Source organism: Undibacterium hunanense (genome assembly GCF_014284335.1).
GTDB classification, from domain to species: domain Bacteria; phylum Pseudomonadota; class Gammaproteobacteria; order Burkholderiales; family Burkholderiaceae_D; genus Undibacterium; species Undibacterium hunanense.
In genome coordinates this window covers 133,975-150,922 of record NZ_JACOGF010000005.1, presented here as the reverse complement: position 1 = coordinate 150,922, position 16,948 = coordinate 133,975, and the positions used below count along the sequence as shown (strand labels likewise).

Genomic DNA, 16,948 nt, shown 5'->3' with positions numbered 1-16,948 from the left:
TTTTATTGATAGGTCGGATGACCATTCCAGGCATTGCAGCTTTGCTGCTGTCAGCAAGCCTGAACATGGCATGGGCGGCAAATCCGGATGTGTCTGGTGATGACCCTGTCTGCGCGGATTTCTTACAACAAATAGCCAAAAAACCTGCCTCACTGGAATTCGTGTCTTGCGAGCCCACGATGCAGGCACAAATCCATGTCTTGCGGGTCACTTACCGTGTTGCCGGGTCACAGGCTGCCAAAGTGGAAGCCTATTTGGTCAGGCAGGCACACATGGGAAGGATGAAACGGTTTTGCTGTATCTGGGAAACCCACCCCAGCGGGCACTTCGCCAGCGGCCATGAATTTGATTACGATGTCAGCATGGCTTCGGAAGAAACCCTGGTCAGCCGTCGGGCAGACTGGTCAAAAATCAAATGGTTTTATGTGATTGTCGAACTGCCGCTGGAATCCCCTTAGGGCTTGGGCATCAGCTTCTGTCCAGCGTTTTTCTCGTCCAGTTTTTTGACACCGGCACCCAGATAGTCCGTCAATTCATTTGGTACCGTCAGCGATAACTGGTAATGCATGATTTCCAGTCCCTGTGCAGTTTGCTGGATGACGCCGGTTGCCTGACAGATGCCCATCTGGGTATGCAACTGTTCATCAAACCAGATCCAGCGACGGTCTTCTGAAAAACTGATATGCCGGTTAAAAGATTTGAAAGCCCAGGCTGAAGGGCGTTCGAAAAAGCGTTTGGCCCAGGCTTTGAATTCATCCCGCGTCCAGCGTTCGGTCTTGTCGGTGCCTATGTACACGCCGTCTTTTGCCATCTTGTCGAAATAACTGAGGCGCGCATGGGCGGCATCGTTATGCCATTCATCGATAAAGCGGGCGACTTTGTCGTTCAGCAAGGCACGTTCATCAAGGATCTGTGCCGATGCGCATGTACAGGCCAGTGCCAGGCCAAGTGCCAGGCTAAATTTAAAAAACGGCGCTGCAAAGAATCGTTTCATCAGTTGGCTCACTGTTTTCTTCAAGATGCTGCGTTCAGAAAATCTTCTTTTTTAATGCGATAGATCAGACTTGCTTCCTGGCCAGGCACGTCATCCACGGTGCTGCACAATTGCATGCCCATGCGTTCCAGCGTGCGGCGCGATGGGCTGTTGGCCGGGCGCACCAGACCATAGACTGCCGCTTCGTCCAGTGTTTCAAACGCCACTTGCAGGGCAGCTTGTGCCATTTCACTGGCATAGCCCTTGCCCCAGGCGTGGGTAGCAAAGCGGAAATACATGTTCAGGCCAGTGAAGTCACCAATCTGCTTGCGCATGACGCCGCCAAAGCCCAATACCTGGCTGTCGTCATCACCCGCGCAGATTGTCCAATAGCCAAAATGCTGTCGCTCCCAAAAGCTAACCCAGTCATCCAGCACGGCCACGGTTGCTTCACGCGAGCGCGCGCCACCGGGATTATGCAGATTGGTTGCGGGGTCGCCGTGGATAAGGGCAGCGCTATCGATATCCGAGCGTTCCAGTTTTCTGAGCAGTAGGCGTTCGGTCCTGATACTGTGCAATTGCGCAAACGGATACCTCATCAATCGAGATCCGCCAATACTTTGAGATGAGCGACCACGCTCCTGCCCAGGGCCGACAGGTTGTACCCGCCTTCCAGACAACTGACGATGCGCTTATTGGAAAATTCTTTGGCGACGCCCATGATTTCCCGCGTGATCCAGGCATAGTCGGCTTCCACCAGACCCAGCTGGCCCATATCGTCTTCACGATGGGCATCGAAACCGGCCGAGATAAAAATCATTTCCGGCTCAAATTCCCGCAGGGCGGGCAACCATTGTTCAGTGACCAGTTGCCTTACCACGTCGCCATAGCTATGCGCCGGTACCGGCACATTCACCATATTGGTGGCTGGATGATCGGTGCCGGTATACGGGTAAAACGGATGCTGGAAAAAACTGACCATCAATACCCGGTCGTCATTACGAAAAGCTTCTTCGGTGCCATTACCATGATGCACATCAAAATCAACAATGGCGACACGCCTGAGTCCGCGTGCCTCGAGTGCATGTTTGGCCGCCACGGCAACATTATTGAACATGCAAAAGCCCATGGCTTCGCCTGGTGTGGCGTGGTGGCCGGGTGGCCGTATCGAGCAAAAGGCGTTTTCAACCTCACCATCCAGCACGGCATCAGTGGCGGCCACGGCTGCCCCTGCTGCCCGTAGCGAGGCGCGCCAGGTATAGGCATTCAGACAGGTATCGGCATCGAGTGGAAAGTGCTCATACTCTGATTGCTCGGATGGGCAATTTTCGCGTATGCGGTAAATCGCATCTTCGGTATGCACCCTTGCCAGGTCAGCCTCACTGGCCTGAGGTGCATCGCGATGATCAAGAAAATCACTGATACGGCTGGCGATCAACTGATCATCTATGGCTTGCAGGCGTTCCGGTGATTCGGGATGCCAGGAGCCCATTTCATGGCGTTTGCAATCAGCATGGGTGTAATACGCAGTAGTCATGTCTCTGTATGTCTCTATGCCAGGCATTGGGGAAAGCTGCCCTGAAACCCATGGTGGGCCAGGAGAATTTTACCTTTGACCTGCTTATCGTATCTGTCTTGGCATCAGTTTCACCCTATTTCACCGATTTTGCAAACCCGTGTACTTAAAACTTTTCACCCCAGGCAACAGTTTGCGACAATTCCGTTTACACTGTCTGACGTAGACAAAAGCAATCCGCCAGTGCATGACGGCCCGGATTCTTATCCGGCCAGCGCGTTTATTTGAGGAAAAAAATGTTTTCCAAAGTACATAAAGTAGCAAAGCAGGTCAATGGCATCATCATTGGCAAAGAACAGCAAATCCGCCAGGCCCTGGTCTGTCTGCTGGCCGGCGGCCACTTGCTGATCGAGGATTTACCGGGTGTCGGCAAAACCACACTGGCCCATGCGCTGGCTATTTCCCTGGGTCTGAAGTTCAACCGCCTGCAATTTACCAGCGACCTGTTACCGGCAGATGTCATTGGCATTTCGATTTTTGACCGGGAAAAATCACAGTTCGTATTCCACCCCGGCCCCGTGTTTACCCAGGTATTGCTGGCCGATGAAATCAATCGCGCCACCCCGAAGACCCAGTCTTCCCTGCTGGAGGCCATGGAAGAGCGGCAAGTATCCACTGAAGGCCAGACCCGCATGTTGCCACAGCCATTTTTTGTGATTGCAACGCAAAACCCGGCGCATCAGGTCGGCACCTTTGCCTTGCCTGAATCACAACTGGACCGCTTCCTGATGTGCCTGTCGCTTGGCTACCCGGATGCTGCGGCAGAGCGCGCCCTGTTGCTGGGCGAAGACAGGCGCAGCCTGCTAGCCAGCCTGCCAGCCGTCATGCAGGCAGAAGAATTAATGGAAGCGCAACAACTGTTGAAGCAAATCCATACCTCGGCTCCGCTGATCGACTATGTACAGGCTCTGGCGCATGCCACCCGTCAGGGCGACCTGTTTGCAGAAGGCATGAGCCCGCGTGCCTCTATCGCCCTGTTGCAGGCTGCCCGTGCCTGGGCCGCACTTGAAGGGCGTGACCATGTCTTGCCGGAAGATGTGCAGGCCGTGCTGATACCGGTGATTGCCCATCGCCTGCGCCCACTGAAATCCACCACAGGAAAAGTCAGTGCAAGCAGTGAATTACTGGCGCAACTGATGAAGCGTGTCAGCGTCTGATGGCAGCATCATCCTTTTCAGCCCCAAGGCCATGCTGACCGCCATCAAGAAAAAGCTGCGCAAAATCATTTTTCTGGAAAACAAGCCGGAAAGCGGTGAAGTCTTCCTCAAGCAGCGCCGTGTTTTTACATTGCCCAGCAAGGCGGGCTGGTTCTTTGTAGTGCTGTTGCTGATCCTGTTTGTAACGGCCACCAATTACAGCCTGAACCTGGGCTTTGCCCTGACTTTCGTACTGGGCGGCGTCGCCATGGTGAATGCCTTCTTCGGCTTTCGTAACCTGGCTTACCTGCATTTGCTGGCAGGCCCCAGCAAATCGGTGTTTGCCGGTGAAGAAACCGAATACACGGTGTTTCTGATCAATCGCAAGCCGACCCAGCGGTATGCGATCTGGGTCGGTTTTGCCGGCCACCCCGACAAGGCGGTAGATATTTCACCAAACAGCCAGACGGCAATCCAGCTGAGTTGCCCGACCAGGGCACGTGGCCTGCAGGCCATTCCCAGGGTACGCTTGCAGACCTGGTTCCCACTGGGACTGTTGCGTGCCTGGAGTACCTGGCTACCAGATGCCCAGGCCATCGTCTATCCACAACCGGAACTGAATCCACCACCACTGCCGGTTTCCGGCAAGGCCAAAAACGAGGTGCAGGGACATGCCGGCGAAGAAGATTTTTCCGGCGTGCGTGCCTACCAGCCTGGCGACCCGATGAAACACCTGGCCTGGAAACACATCGCCAGGGTCGATAGCGCACTGGGCGGACAACTGGTCACAAAACAATTTTCCGGCGGCTCGGGCAGTGATGTCACAATCGATTTTTCTGCCCTGCCCACCCACATGGATACCGAATTGAAACTGTCACGCATGACCAGTTGGGTGCTGGAAGCAGATCAGCATGGCCTGACGTTTGGATTCCGTCTGGGCCAGACCGACCTGTCCCCGGCACAGGGGCCTGAACACTGCGAAACATGTCTGCGCGCGCTGGCGCTTTATGACTTATGAAGAGCATGCAATCCCCGTGGTTCCGGCCCATCCTGTCTCGTGACAAATCCGACACGCTGCTGCTGATTTTTGCCTGCTTTTGCGTGCTGCTGCCGCATGCAACCCATATCAAATGGTGGGTGAGCCTGGCCTCTGCCCTGTTGCTGATCTGGCGCGGCTGGCTGACGCTGAACGGCAAGCGGCTGCCACCATCATTAGTGCTGTTACCTATTGCCCTGTTGATGATGGGCGGGGTTTTCCTCACCCATAAAACCTTCTTCGGACGCGAGGCCGGGGTGACCATGCTGGTTTTGCTGCTGACCTGCAAGCTGCTGGAAATGCATGCCAAGCGTGATTTATTCGTAGTGATTTTCCTGGGCTTCTTTTTGCTGCTGACCAGTTTCTTTTATCAGCAAACCATAGGTACAGCCTTTGTCACCATGCTGGCGCTATGTTTTTTACTGACGGCACAGTTGTCCTTTCATTACACCGGCGTGGTGCCGCCCTTGAAACAAAGGCTGAAGCTGGGTGCCAGTATTCTGGGACTGGCGATACCAGTGACAGTTATCGCCTTCCTGCTATTCCCACGCATACAGGGCCCATTATGGGGCTTACCGGGGGACGCACAAACCGGGCGCACCGGTCTTTCCGGTTCCATGGCACCCGGCAATATCAGTGAACTGGTGCTGTCGGAAGATATCGCTTTCAGGGTGTTGTTCAGTCAGGCGGTGCCGCAAAAATCACTGTTGTACTGGCGTGGCGTGGTCATGACTGATTTTGATGGCCGCACCTGGTCACAGGATGAAAGAATGGGGCCGCTGTCCAAAAACCATGTGGTCTTCAGTGGTAACAAGATACGCCAGGAAATCATCCTCGAACCGAATGGCCAGAACTGGATGTTTGCTCTCGATGTGACAGCAGGTCAACCGCAAATAGAAGGTGCGCCCATCACCAGTAGCCTGGTGAATGCGCAAATGGAAATACGCAATGCGCGCAACATCAGTCAAAGGATGCGCTATACAGTAGATTCTTACCCTGCGTATAGACTGGAAACCAATGCCAGCCGAAATACCCTTCTTGCCGCCCTGCAACTGCCCGAAGGCTATAATCCACGCACTGTGGCTTTTGCCAACAAGCTGCGCGCCACCTATCAGGACAACCAGCAACTGATAGGCGCGGTGCTGAACCATTTCCGGCGTGAAGCATTTTCTTATACGCTGGAACCGTCACGCCTGGGTGTGCACAGTGTGGATGAATTCCTGTTTGATACCAAGGCCGGGTTTTGTGAACATTATTCCAGCGCATTTGTGATACTGATGCGCGCCGCCAAAATACCGGCGCGCGTTGTCACCGGCTATCAGGGTGGTGCCATGAATACGGTCGATGATTACTTTGAAATCCGGCAATCTGACGCCCATGCCTGGGCCGAAGTCTGGCTGGAAGGCCAGGGCTGGGTGCGCGTCGACCCGACTGCGGCTGTAGCACCGGAACGCGTGATGCAATCGCTGAACTATGCTGTACCACGTCGCGGTCTGGCAGGGCTTGTGAACCTGGGACCAACTGGCACTTCACTCTTGAATGTGGCACGCATGCAATGGGATGCGATCAATAATTCATGGAACCAGTGGGTACTGAATTACAATCAGAGCTCGCAAAAAAGCTTGTTGAATTCGCTGGGCTTTCTGGAGGTCGACTGGGCACAGATCACCCTGCTGTTTTTTATTGCCGCCAGTCTGGTCATCGGTATGATGGCCCTGCCCTTGATGCGCGACCGGCAGCGTATAAGCGCGCTTGATAAGGTATACTTTTCTTTCTGTCGCAAAATGGCCAGAAAAACTGCAGCACGCGATATGCATGAAGGCCCGCACGCCTATCTGCAACGCTTGCGTGCTGTGTTGCCAGCCACTGAAATGGCAAGCGCGGAGCGTTTCTTGTTGCTGTATGCAGCAACACGCTACGGTAAAATCTCTGAGCCGGAAGCCCTGGTGGTCCGGCGTTTAAAAACTTTGCTGGCTGAATGCCGCTAATTTTCGATACCGAATTTTGAAATCCTCTTATTCTTCTGTAACAGGCCGCTTGTTGACGCTGGTAGTCAGTTCCCTGCTTATCGCACCTCATGCCCAGGCCACGGCAACAAAAAAACCAAGAAAAACCAGCACGGCAGCCAGTGCATCCAGCAGCAGTGACAATACATCCGGCAAAAGCACTTCCATCAAAAAAGAGGATGTGCATTTTGACCAGTGGAAAGAAGTGTCTGCCTTCATCGGCAAAATGGTCAGCAAGCATGGCTTTGTTGAAGCGGATTTGATCGCCACCTTCAAGCAGGTACGCTATGTGGAACAGACCAGGCAGTTGATGCGCCCGGCGCCACCTGGCAAGCCCAAAAACTGGAAGGCATATCGCGCCCGGTTTGTTGAACCTTACCGCATTGATGCCGGCGTTGCCTTCTGGGACAAATATGCTGATGACCTGGCGCGTGCCGAACAGCAATACGGGGTACCGGCAGAAATCATCGTCGGCATCATCGGCGTGGAAACCATCTTTGGCAAGCAGACCGGCAATTTCCGCGTCATGGATGCGCTGACGACACTGGCCTTTGATTATCCGGACACACCGACACGCGATGCCCGCATGCAATTCTTCCAGTCAGAGCTGGAAAACATGCTGCTGATGGCACGCGAATCTTCGCTTGACCCCTTTGTGTTTAAAGGTTCGTACGCGGGTGCCATAGGCTGGCCACAATTCATGCCTGGCAGCATCAGGAAGTATGCAGTGGACTTTGATGGCGACGGCAAGATCAACCTCACTGACTCGCCTGTAGATGCGATAGGCAGCGTTGCACACTACCTGGCTGAACATGGCTGGAAGAAAAATGTACCAGTGGCATTTCCCGCGACGCTGTTGAGTCACGATAAATCAGAGGCACTTACGGCTGCAATAGGAAAAGGTCTGGCTGCCAGCTTCCAGTTACAGGAACTGAAAACCCTGGTCAGCACCGCCAGCAGCGATGCCCCTACCAACGTGCTGTATGGTCTGATTGATTTACAGAATGGCACTGACGCCACCGAATATTGGCTGGGAACAGATAATTTCTATGCAATTACCCGCTATAACCGCAGCTACTTTTACGCCATGTCGGTGTTCGACCTTGGTCGTGTGATTGCAGCTGCCAGAGGGAAATAATAGACTTAACCAAATTTAACAGAAGATAAATCAGATTTTGATGTATGTTTAGAGAAGAAAGGTTAAAAAGCAATATTTATTTTGTGAATTAGTTTTCCTAATAAACATTGCTAAACGGTATGATTTAAACTAGAGTAATGTTATCTAGTTGATACATTTACGTATGAATAAGGCAATGTGTCAAGAGATTTAACAATGATTTGCTATTTTTCTGATAAGCAAATTCTATTTTAAAGATACAATATTACCGTTTGATTAATTTTTTATTGAAGCAACTAATTTCAGCATCAATAAACTAAACAGCGAGGTAATTATGGCAAATCTGACCCAGCTTGAATCCGATGAAATCGACTATGATCCAAACAATCTGTTGGATACTCTGATCAAGCAATTGCATTTGAAAAACGATGCCGCACTTTCACGGGCATTAGAAGTTGCACCACCAGTAATCAGTAAAATCAGGCATCGTCGCCTGCCGGTCGGCGCATCACTGCTGATCCGCATGCATGAAATCAGCGATGTCAGCATCAAGGAATTGCGTGAATTGATGGGTGACCGTCGTGCAAAATTCCGTATCAGCGACAAACAATTCAAACCAAAAGACGCAGCATAATTTTGTTTTGATCTGGTAGTTGCCCGATTTAAAGCTTTAAATCAAAACGGCTATTGCATATTGAAAAATACCGAAAGCGCTCCACAAGTGCGGTTTCGGTATTTTTTTATTTGCAACCATCAGCAACACAAAAACAGAGCCAAATCTGCTTGACTGACTGTCTGCCTGCGGTTGCTGTATGTGTAGTTTAAAACCCTGCTTTACCGTCAGCCATAGTAATACCACAGCTTTATGACAGCCTTGTGAAACATCAAAGCTGCTTGCACCGATGTCATGACATCAGTGTACATACTTCAATCTACCCTGCCCTGCTATCAGGCTGAAAATCAGGCTGGGAAGACCCCCGTAGACAGATAACGATCACCACGGTCGCAGACCACAAAGACGATGGTGGCGTTTTCTACGTTCTGTGCGATTCTCAGAGCAATTTCGCAAGCACCTGCGGCAGAAATACCACAGAAAATACCCTCTTCAATCGCCATCCGTCGTGCCATATGTTCTGCATCTGACTGGCTGACTGACTCCACCTGGTCTACCCTTGCCTTGTCAAAAATCTTGGGCAGATAAGCCTCCGGCCATTTGCGTATGCCTGGGATTTGCGAGCCCTCTTCTGGCTGTGCCCCCACGATCTGTATCTGCGGGTTTTGCTCTTTCAAATAAGCAGACACACCCATGATGGTACCTGTGGTACCCATGGCACTGACGAAGTGCGTCACCTGCCCCTTGGTATCCCGCCAGATTTCTGGCCCCGTAGCTTCATAGTGTGCCAGTGGATTGTCGGGATTGGCGAACTGGTCGAGAATGACACCACGACCTTCAATCTGCATTTGCTCGGCCAGGTCGCGTGCATATTCCATGCCGCCGGTCTTGGGTGTCAGGATAATCTGTGCGCCATAGGCTGCCATGCTTTGGCGGCGTTCTATGCTGAGGTTTTCTGGCATCAGCAAAACCATCTTGTAACCACGCATGGCAGCTGCCATGGCCAGTGCAATCCCGGTATTGCCACTGGTGGCTTCAATCAGGGTATCGCCCGGCTTGATGCGACCACGTTCTTCTGCCCGCTTGATCATCGACAAGGCTGGTCTGTCCTTGACGGAACCAGCTGGATTATTTCCTTCCAGCTTACCCAGAATGACATTGTTGCGACGCCGGTTTTCATCGCCGGGTATCCTCTGCAACATGACAAGCGGGGTATTGCCAATGGTATCTTCGATGGTCAGATAGGACATAGTGAACGGTTGGAAAGAATCAAACGCTTATTCTAATCCCAGTTACCTATAGATGCTTGCCGTATAAGGCAATCAATCTGGACATGGATCGCAAACACCCACTGCAAAAAATGGCTGGCTGCTTGATTCTCCTATGAAAATCAGATGCTTCCGTCAATGGAACAGGGCTACAGGCAGCTTATACAGAATTTAAATAAGCAAATAAGTAGGCAAATAAATAAGCAAATAAGCAAAGAAAAAACCTCTGATTTGTCATCAGAGGTTTTTAGGGATGCGCGACCTTGTTACCACACAGCCTGGCCGTAGACGGCCACGGGCTGACAACCCACGCAATCAATTATTTCTTGGTTTCTTTCGCGCTAGCCGATGCTTTGGCAGATGCTGATGCCGACGGTGCCGGAGCAGAAGCAGCTGGTGCAGAGGCGGACGCAGATGCAGATGCAGAAGCCTTGTCAGCCTTTGCTGGCTTGGACGCTTTCTCTGCGCTGGCGGCCGGTTTGGCGGCGGCACCTGCTTTGGCCTGACCGTTGACTGTCAAACCTGCTTCTGACAATTTGGTGGAATTCTTTTCGCCTATGCCTTTGACGCGTTTTTCAAAATCAGCCCAATCCTTGAAGCTACCGTTTTTTGTACGTTCTTCGATAATTGCTTTGGATTTGGCTGGGCCTATGCCTTTGATACCATCCAGTGCAGCCTGATCACCTTTGTTGACATCCACGTCAGCAAATGCAAAACCCGAAGCAGCCAACAAAGCCAGCATAGCAAACATCAATTTCTTAAACATGCGAATACTCCCTCTTAAATTGAACAAGCATTAAATTGAACATCTGTTGAACATCTGTTTTTATTCAGACGCATAGTCCGGTTAAACATTCCTTCCTGCCCAGGTTAACACGCCTTATCCATCAACGGCGTAGCTGGCAAGTCGTTGACAAGTATTTCACAGATTTCTTTCAGGGATATGGCATACCCCCAAATTTACTTCGAAATGTCAGATCAAGCCTGTAATTCCTCACTCATCATTCATGACTCATCAATCATCACTCAGTTTTTCAATCAAAAAATCAATAAAGCAGCGTAACTTGGGTGGCATCTGACGCCGGCTGGCATACACAGCGAATAAATGACCAGCAAAACCGGGGCCATGATCACTGACCTGGACCAAACGGCCAGATGCCAGATCATCGGCCACCAGCCAGGCTGGCAAAAAAGCTGCGCCCATACCGGCCAGCACACAGTGGTAACTCAGCGTGGTGTCACTGGACTTCATGACGGCATCCAGCTTGAATGGCACAGTGTCTGCATTGGCAGAAAACTTCAGGCGTTCCAGTTGTACATAGTTGGGAAAAATCATGGCAACCGGCAATGGTTGCGCCGTATCGCCTACCGCCTTCAGGCTGTGCAGATAAGCAGGCGTCGTCACCATATAAAAAGGCACGCTGCACAGGCTTCTGGCGATCAGGTTGGGGGATGGTTCAGCCGTGGCGCGCAGGCCCAGATCAAAACCATCCGCGACCAGATCCACCATATGGTTGTCCAGATGCAGATCCAGCCGTATTTCTGGATAGCGTTGACGAAATTCAGCCAGCAGGCTGGCAAAACTGGCCGTAGCACACCATACCGGGGCACTGATTTTCAATTCGCCACGCGGCGGCCCGCTGTCCTGCGCAACAGCGGCGACGGCAGCATCGAGGATATCCAGCGCCTGCCGTCCCTGTTCAAAGAAGGTCTTGCCTGCTTCAGTCAGGCTCATGCTGCGGCTGGTGCGATTCAATAACCTGGCTCCCAGTTTGCGTTCCAGCCTGGCAACATGCTTGCTGACCATGGGCGCAGCCATGCCCAGCCTGTCGGCAGCAGCGGTAAAGCTGCCGGACTCTATGATTTCGCGAAAGACCCTGATGCCATTGAGTTCAAGTTCATCCATATGTTGCCTCCGGCCAATGTTGCCCGTTTTGGAAATAATTCAATGACTTTACCACTATCGATTTCCCAATTGGGAAACATTATGATCTTAAGTATGGGCACACTTTTTATGTCGAATCAGCTCTTTAGCTTCACACACTGAAGTCGTCGTTGCCAAACCAAGGAATTTTCAAACATGCGCTTACCTACTTATTTTATTTCTCATGGCGGCGGCCCCTGGCCGTATATGGATGACTTGCGCGCCCGCATGCAAGTGCTGGAAGCCTCACTGGTCGATATTCCACGCCAGTTACCGCAAGCGCCAAAAGCTTTGCTGATGATATCGGCACATTGGGAAGAAACCGCTTTCCGCGTCATGACCAATCCACAACCGCCCATGGTGTATGACTATGGCGGCTTCCCTCCCCATACTTACGAGGTCAGCTACCCTGCCCCCGGTTCACCGGCATTGGCAGAGCAGGTGATAGGCATGCTCAGAGCGGCAGGCTTGCCGACGCAGGCCGATGCCAGACGCGGCTTTGATCACGGCACCTTTGCGCCGCTGGCTGTAATGTATCCAGACGCACAGATGCCGGTGGTTCAGGTATCGCTGAAAACCGGGCTGGACCCGGAGGAACATCTTGCCCTGGGACGTGTGCTGGCCCCTCTGCGGGATGAAGGTGTGTTGATCATAGGCAGCGGGCTCAGTTATCACAATCTGCGGTATTTTGGCCCACAGGCCAAAGAGCCTTCGTCCCTGTTCGACCAATGGCTGCAAAAGATTCTGCTGGAATCCAGCGTGGAAGAGCGGGTACAACACCTGATCAACTGGTCAAAGGCACCGGCAGCACGTCTTGCCCACCCACGGGAAGATCATCTGTTGCCGCTGATGGTGGCCGTCGGTGCGGCTGAGGCAGAGGCTGGTACCTGTGTGTACCATGAAGAAAACATCTTTGGTGGCGTGGTGGCGTCGAGTTTTCGATTTGGTGCAATAGCCTGACACGAGATATAAAAACGGGATAAAAAAACGGGCTGAGATAAAAATCAGCCCATTTTTACTGAAAATGCGATGAATCAACCTGCTGTACCAGGAAACAGTTCTTCCCTGGTCACAGTTGCCGTACCCAGTTTGCCGACGACGATACCACCGGCACGGTTGGCAATCACCACTGCATCCTGCATGGACACACCGTTTGCCAGCATCACGGCCATGGTGGCGATGACGGTATCACCAGCGCCGGACACATCAAACACTTCTCTTGCCATGGCTGGTACGTGGGTGATCTGTTCTTCGGTGAACAAGGTCATGCCTTCTTCGGAACGGGTCAGCAGCAAACCCTGGAGACGCAAATCACGGCGCAATTGCTGCGCTCTGGTGGTCAATTCTTCTTCACTGCTCCAGTCACCGATGATCTGTTTGAGTTCCGATTTATTCGGGGTCAACAGGCTGGCGCCGGCATAGCGATGGAAATCACTTCCCTTGGGATCCACCAGCACCAGTTTACCGGCAGCGGTAGCCGCTTCTATCATGGCGCTGACATTTACCAGACTGCCCTTGGCATAATCAGACAGGACAATCACATCAAAATCAGCCAGCAGTGAATTGAAGCGATTGAGTTTGTCACGCAATACCAGTTCGGTAGGGCGTTCTTCAAAATCGATGCGCAGCAATTGCTGCTGGCGGCCTATTACCCGCAGTTTGATGATGGTGGAAATCTGTGGATCGCGGATCAGGTAAGCCTGTATGCCGGACGTTTCCAGCAGGCTTTCGACGCTGTTACCGGCGTCATCATCACCAACGATGCCCATCAGCGCGGCCTGTGCGCCCAGTGCCACGGCATTGCGCGCGACATTGGCAGCGCCGCCCAGACGTTCCTCACGTTTTTCCACGCGCACGATAGGGACTGGCGCTTCCGGCGAAATACGGTTGACTTCACCGAACCAGTAACGGTCCAGCATCACATCGCCTGCCACCAGGATTTTTTTACTCATGGTCTTGTTTGTCCTGCAAGCTTATTATTTGTCAGCGCGGGTCAGCACGGAACGGCCTATGCCATGGTATTCAATACCCAGCTCGGTCATGACGGTGGGTTCAAACAGATTGCGGCCATCAAAAATAACCGGCTGTTTCAGGCGCGCCTTGACCTCATCAAAGTCCGGGCTGCGGAAGGCCTTCCATTCAGTGACGATGGCTAGTGCATCGGCATCCACCAGGGCATCCATGGGGTTGGCGGCATAACGTATGGATGCCAGCAATTCTGGTGCGTCATAAAAATCCAGTTCCAGCACGCGTTTGGCTTCCTGCATGGACACCGGGTCATACACTGCCACGCTGGCGCCTGCGCGCAATAATTCACCCAGCAAGACACGCGAAGAAGCGGCCCGCATGTCATCCGTATTCGGTTTGAATGCCAGCCCCCAGATGGCAAAGTGACGACCGCTGAGGTTTTCGCCAAAACGCTGCTGTATCTTGTTGCCCAGTACCTGCTTCTGGCGTGCATTGACGGCTTCCACCGCCTGCAGGATCAACAGGTTCAAACCATAATCCTGGGCCGTACGTTCCAGCGCCTGTACATCTTTAGGGAAGCAGGACCCGCCATAGCCGCAACCGGCATACAAAAAGCTGTGGCCTATGCGTGGGTCAGAGCCAATGCCATGACGCACCGCTTCAATATCGGCACCCACATGATCAGCCAGATTGGCCAGCTCATTCATGAAGGAAATGCGGGTCGCCAGCATGGCATTTGCTGCGTATTTGGTAAATTCAGCAGAGCGTACATCCATCCAGAAAGTACGTTCGTGATTGCGGTTGAAAGGCGCATACAGCTTCTTCATCTGGCTGCGGGCTTTTTCACCCTGCGGTGTCTGGTCGCAACCAATGACAATGCGGTCAGGGCGCATGAAGTCTTCGACCGCTGCACCCTCTTTCAGAAATTCGGGATTGGATACGACAGAGAATTCCAGGGTCGCTGCACGGTTCGCCAGCTCTGCAGAAATGGCAGCACTGACACGATCAGCAGTACCAACCGGTACCGTTGATTTATCAACGACGACCTTGAAACCCGCCATGTACTTGCCAATATTTTTAGCGGCTGCCAGCACATATTGCAGATCGGCAGAGCCATCTTCATCTGGCGGTGTGCCGACCGCGATGAACTGCACGTCACCGTGCCTGACACTGGCTTCTATGTCGGTAGAAAATTGTATACGGCCCGCAGCACGATTACGCGCCACGATTTCTTCCAGACCCGGTTCATGAATAGGGATGCCACCATTGTTGAGAATATCGATTTTGCGCGGGTCAACATCCAGACAAAAGACATCATTACCCAATTCGGCCAGGCAGGCACCTGTGACCAGACCGACATAACCTGTACCAATAATTGTGATTTTCATTTTTTGATCACCATATAAAAATAAGCCACGCTGCTTGTCAGGATTTTGGACTGTTGGACTTTTGGACTATCTGACTATCCAGGCATCTGACAGTCTTGCCAGCCAGCAGATTCAGCAGATCCAGACCGCAGCACTTATTCAAGATTCTTTACAACACATCTCTGCTTCTGCATGGAGCACATCACCAAAAAAATCGGATCATGCTTGATTCAGATGCAGGAGTTCTTAATTCATGACATTCAACTCTTCCGTCCTGCGCGGCGGATAGGTTTCCCACCTGCTGCAACCCGGGCAGTGCCAGTAAAACTGTCTTGCCTTGAAACCGCAATGTGAACACTGATAGCGTGCCAGCTTTTGGGCATAGCCATGCACCAGGTTTTTCACCACAGCCAGCTCAGGGCGAACTTCCGGCGGTGCTGACATCAGGCGCGCATCAAGCAGTTTATCCAGGCCCAGCAAGGTCGGTGTACGACGCAGTTCATCGCTTACCAGCAGATTAACCGCCTCAATGCCTTCCAGTTCTTGCGTGGCCTTGAAGACGACTTCCAGCAAGTCGATAGACGGCGCTTCAGCCAGGTAGTTTTTCAACAGGTTCAAGCCTTCCTGCGGCCGGTCCAGCTTACGATAACCATCCATCAGGCGCTGGGCCACCAGGGCCACATGCGGCACGCTTTGCTGCTCAACCCGGCGCCAGGTCAGGACGGCTCTTTCGACATCGCCATTGGCCAGAAACACATCACCCATCAGGATAATCGCACGGACATTGTGGCGGTCAGCGGCCAGGGCACGGTCCAGCATGGCCAGGGCGGCATCGGCATTGGTGTGCACCAGCTCATCCTGCGCGATTTCGCAATAAAACTGGGCGACTTCTTTTTGCCGGCCACCGGCACCACATTCCTGCAAGGCATTTGCGGCCTCGATGGCACGCGCCCATTCTTTTTCACGCTGGTAAATTTCCAGCAAGGCTCGCCGTGCCTGCGCTTCAAACGGGCCATTCACGAGCTGGTTATAGGTTTCTTCGGCCCGGTCCAGCAGACCGGCTTTCAGGTAATCCTGCCCCAGTTCATACATGGCCTGGGTTTTTTGTTCGGTTGGCAGATCGGGCCTGGCAAGCAGGTTTTGGTGCACACGAATGGCGCGCTCGGTTTCACCACGACGGCGAAACAGATTACCTAGGGCGAAATGCAGGTCCACAGCTTCAGGATCAAGCCTGACGATATCGATAAAGGCATCAATGGCCTTGTCCGGCTGGTCATTCAGGAGGAAATTCAGCCCCTTGAAATAGCCGCGCGGCAGGCTGCGTGATTCAGAGATCAGTTGCCGGATATCGATACGTGCCGCAGCCCAGCCCAGTGTAAAAAACAGGGGTATGCCCAGCAACCACCAAATTTCAAATTCCATATGTATTTTTTCTTATTGAACAGGCCCAAGACTGGGTATGCTGCTTTTGCTCACTGCGATTGCTCACTGCGATTATTTACTGCGGCTGACGTGTGCAGTCTTAAACATGCTCCATGCCGTGTCAGCCTTGCTGGTATCAGGTATTGCGAATGCTATCAGCTGGCGGTGCCTGTGTGCTTGCCCTTTGCGCAGCTTCACGTTCTTTTTCAATTTCGGCCAGGGTTTTCTTGTGCTTGGACAAATCCCGGCGATGACGGAACACCATGGGCACCATGGCCAAAGCCCCCAAACTGGCGCCAGCGGCGAAGAAAATCAGCAGCATGATGACCAGCGGTGCCGATTGCTGGTAACCAAAGAAGTATTGCAGGGTGACAATCTGATCATTTTTCAGGGCGAAGCCAAAGAAAAAGATAAACAGCACCACTGCGAGAAACCTGGAGATATATTTCATGTATGCATCCTAGAAGATAAACAGGAACAAAACCCGGCAAACTGGCTGTCACTTGCAAGCGCACCTGCGCCAGCCTTGCTCCATTTGCCCA

At 52.5% G+C, this 16,948-nt stretch carries 17 protein-coding genes; 7 read left to right on the top strand and 10 right to left on the bottom strand.

The window, feature by feature from the left end; all coding sequences use genetic code 11:
- Window positions 1-17: 17 nt before the first annotated feature.
- Complete coding sequence (locus tag H8L32_RS11775) at window positions 18-458, top strand: DUF4952 domain-containing protein (protein WP_222619327.1); 441 nt, start codon at window positions 18-20, stop codon at window positions 456-458.
- Here the strand turns inward: H8L32_RS11775 and H8L32_RS11770 are convergent.
- The 3 genes from H8L32_RS11770 to H8L32_RS11760 are packed head-to-tail and all read right to left on the bottom strand — an operon-like array spanning window position 455 to window position 2,510.
- Window positions 455-994: a nuclear transport factor 2 family protein gene (locus H8L32_RS11770; RefSeq protein ID WP_186947427.1), complete on the bottom strand. Its 540-nt coding sequence runs from the start codon at window positions 992-994 to the stop codon at window positions 455-457. The genes H8L32_RS11775 and H8L32_RS11770 overlap by 4 nt on opposite strands.
- A 20-nt stretch (window positions 995-1,014) precedes the next feature.
- Window positions 1,015-1,572 (bottom strand): GNAT family N-acetyltransferase, encoded by a 558-nt coding sequence (locus tag H8L32_RS11765; protein ID WP_186947426.1) that lies wholly within the window; start codon window positions 1,570-1,572, stop codon window positions 1,015-1,017.
- Complete coding sequence (locus H8L32_RS11760) at window positions 1,572-2,510, bottom strand: histone deacetylase family protein (protein ID WP_186947425.1); 939 nt, start codon at window positions 2,508-2,510, stop codon at window positions 1,572-1,574. The genes H8L32_RS11765 and H8L32_RS11760 overlap by 1 nt, the downstream gene beginning before the upstream one ends.
- 275 nt (window positions 2,511-2,785) lie before the next feature.
- Here H8L32_RS11760 and H8L32_RS11755 point away from each other — a divergent pair, with 275 nt between their 5' ends.
- The 5 genes from H8L32_RS11755 to H8L32_RS11735 all read left to right on the top strand — a co-directional run bounded on the left by H8L32_RS11755 (window position 2,786) and on the right by H8L32_RS11735 (window position 8,478).
- Window positions 2,786-3,706, top strand: coding sequence for an AAA family ATPase (locus H8L32_RS11755; protein WP_186947424.1), 921 nt, complete (start codon window positions 2,786-2,788; stop codon window positions 3,704-3,706).
- A complete protein-coding gene (locus H8L32_RS11750) occupies window positions 3,693-4,703 on the top strand; it encodes a DUF58 domain-containing protein (protein WP_329605182.1) in 1,011 nt (336 codons plus the stop codon). The genes H8L32_RS11755 and H8L32_RS11750 overlap by 14 nt, the downstream gene beginning before the upstream one ends.
- Window positions 4,704-4,708: 5 nt before the next feature.
- A complete protein-coding gene (locus H8L32_RS11745) occupies window positions 4,709-6,709 on the top strand; it encodes a transglutaminase TgpA family protein (protein WP_230412170.1) in 2,001 nt (666 codons plus the stop codon).
- Between the two features lie 16 nt (window positions 6,710-6,725).
- Entirely contained in the window at window positions 6,726-7,865 is a 1,140-nt protein-coding gene (gene mltB / locus H8L32_RS11740) for a lytic murein transglycosylase B (RefSeq protein WP_186947422.1), read from the top strand.
- Window positions 7,866-8,178: 313 nt separating this feature from the next.
- Window positions 8,179-8,478 carry a hypothetical protein gene (locus tag H8L32_RS11735; RefSeq protein WP_110257001.1) on the top strand — a complete coding sequence of 100 codons (300 nt, stop codon included), beginning with the start codon at window positions 8,179-8,181 and terminating at the stop codon, window positions 8,476-8,478.
- Between the two features lie 326 nt (window positions 8,479-8,804).
- On the opposite strand, the gene cysM is transcribed toward H8L32_RS11735, so the two are convergent.
- From cysM to H8L32_RS11720, 3 genes are all read right to left on the bottom strand, one after another.
- Window positions 8,805-9,707 (bottom strand): cysteine synthase CysM, encoded by a 903-nt coding sequence (cysM, locus tag H8L32_RS11730; RefSeq protein WP_186947421.1) that lies wholly within the window; start codon window positions 9,705-9,707, stop codon window positions 8,805-8,807.
- A gap of 337 nt (window positions 9,708-10,044) precedes the next feature.
- On the bottom strand, window positions 10,045-10,491 hold the full coding sequence (locus H8L32_RS11725) for a ComEA family DNA-binding protein (protein ID WP_186947420.1): 447 nt from the start codon (window positions 10,489-10,491) through the stop codon (window positions 10,045-10,047).
- A gap of 249 nt (window positions 10,492-10,740) precedes the next feature.
- On the bottom strand, window positions 10,741-11,631 hold the full coding sequence (locus tag H8L32_RS11720; RefSeq protein WP_186947419.1) for a LysR family transcriptional regulator: 891 nt from the start codon (window positions 11,629-11,631) through the stop codon (window positions 10,741-10,743).
- 174 nt (window positions 11,632-11,805) lie between these two features.
- Between H8L32_RS11720 and H8L32_RS11715 the strand changes: the two genes are divergently transcribed.
- Complete coding sequence (locus tag H8L32_RS11715) at window positions 11,806-12,609, top strand: DODA-type extradiol aromatic ring-opening family dioxygenase (RefSeq protein WP_186947418.1); 804 nt, start codon at window positions 11,806-11,808, stop codon at window positions 12,607-12,609.
- A 74-nt stretch (window positions 12,610-12,683) separates the two neighbouring features.
- Here H8L32_RS11715 and rfaE1 read toward each other — a convergent pair whose 3' ends face one another.
- The 4 genes from rfaE1 to H8L32_RS11695 form a co-directional block, all read right to left on the bottom strand.
- Window positions 12,684-13,601 (bottom strand): D-glycero-beta-D-manno-heptose-7-phosphate kinase, encoded by a 918-nt coding sequence (gene rfaE1 / locus H8L32_RS11710; protein WP_186947417.1) that lies wholly within the window; start codon window positions 13,599-13,601, stop codon window positions 12,684-12,686.
- A 24-nt stretch (window positions 13,602-13,625) separates the two neighbouring features.
- Window positions 13,626-15,005, bottom strand: a complete 1,380-nt coding sequence (locus tag H8L32_RS11705) for a UDP-glucose dehydrogenase family protein (RefSeq protein ID WP_186947416.1) — start codon at window positions 15,003-15,005, stop codon at window positions 13,626-13,628.
- A 225-nt stretch (window positions 15,006-15,230) separates the two neighbouring features.
- Window positions 15,231-16,406, bottom strand: coding sequence for a lipopolysaccharide assembly protein LapB (lapB, locus tag H8L32_RS11700; RefSeq protein ID WP_186947415.1), 1,176 nt, complete (start codon window positions 16,404-16,406; stop codon window positions 15,231-15,233).
- A 136-nt stretch (window positions 16,407-16,542) separates the two neighbouring features.
- Entirely contained in the window at window positions 16,543-16,857 is a 315-nt protein-coding gene (locus H8L32_RS11695) for a LapA family protein (RefSeq protein ID WP_186947414.1), read from the bottom strand.
- Window positions 16,858-16,948 lie beyond the last annotated feature (91 nt).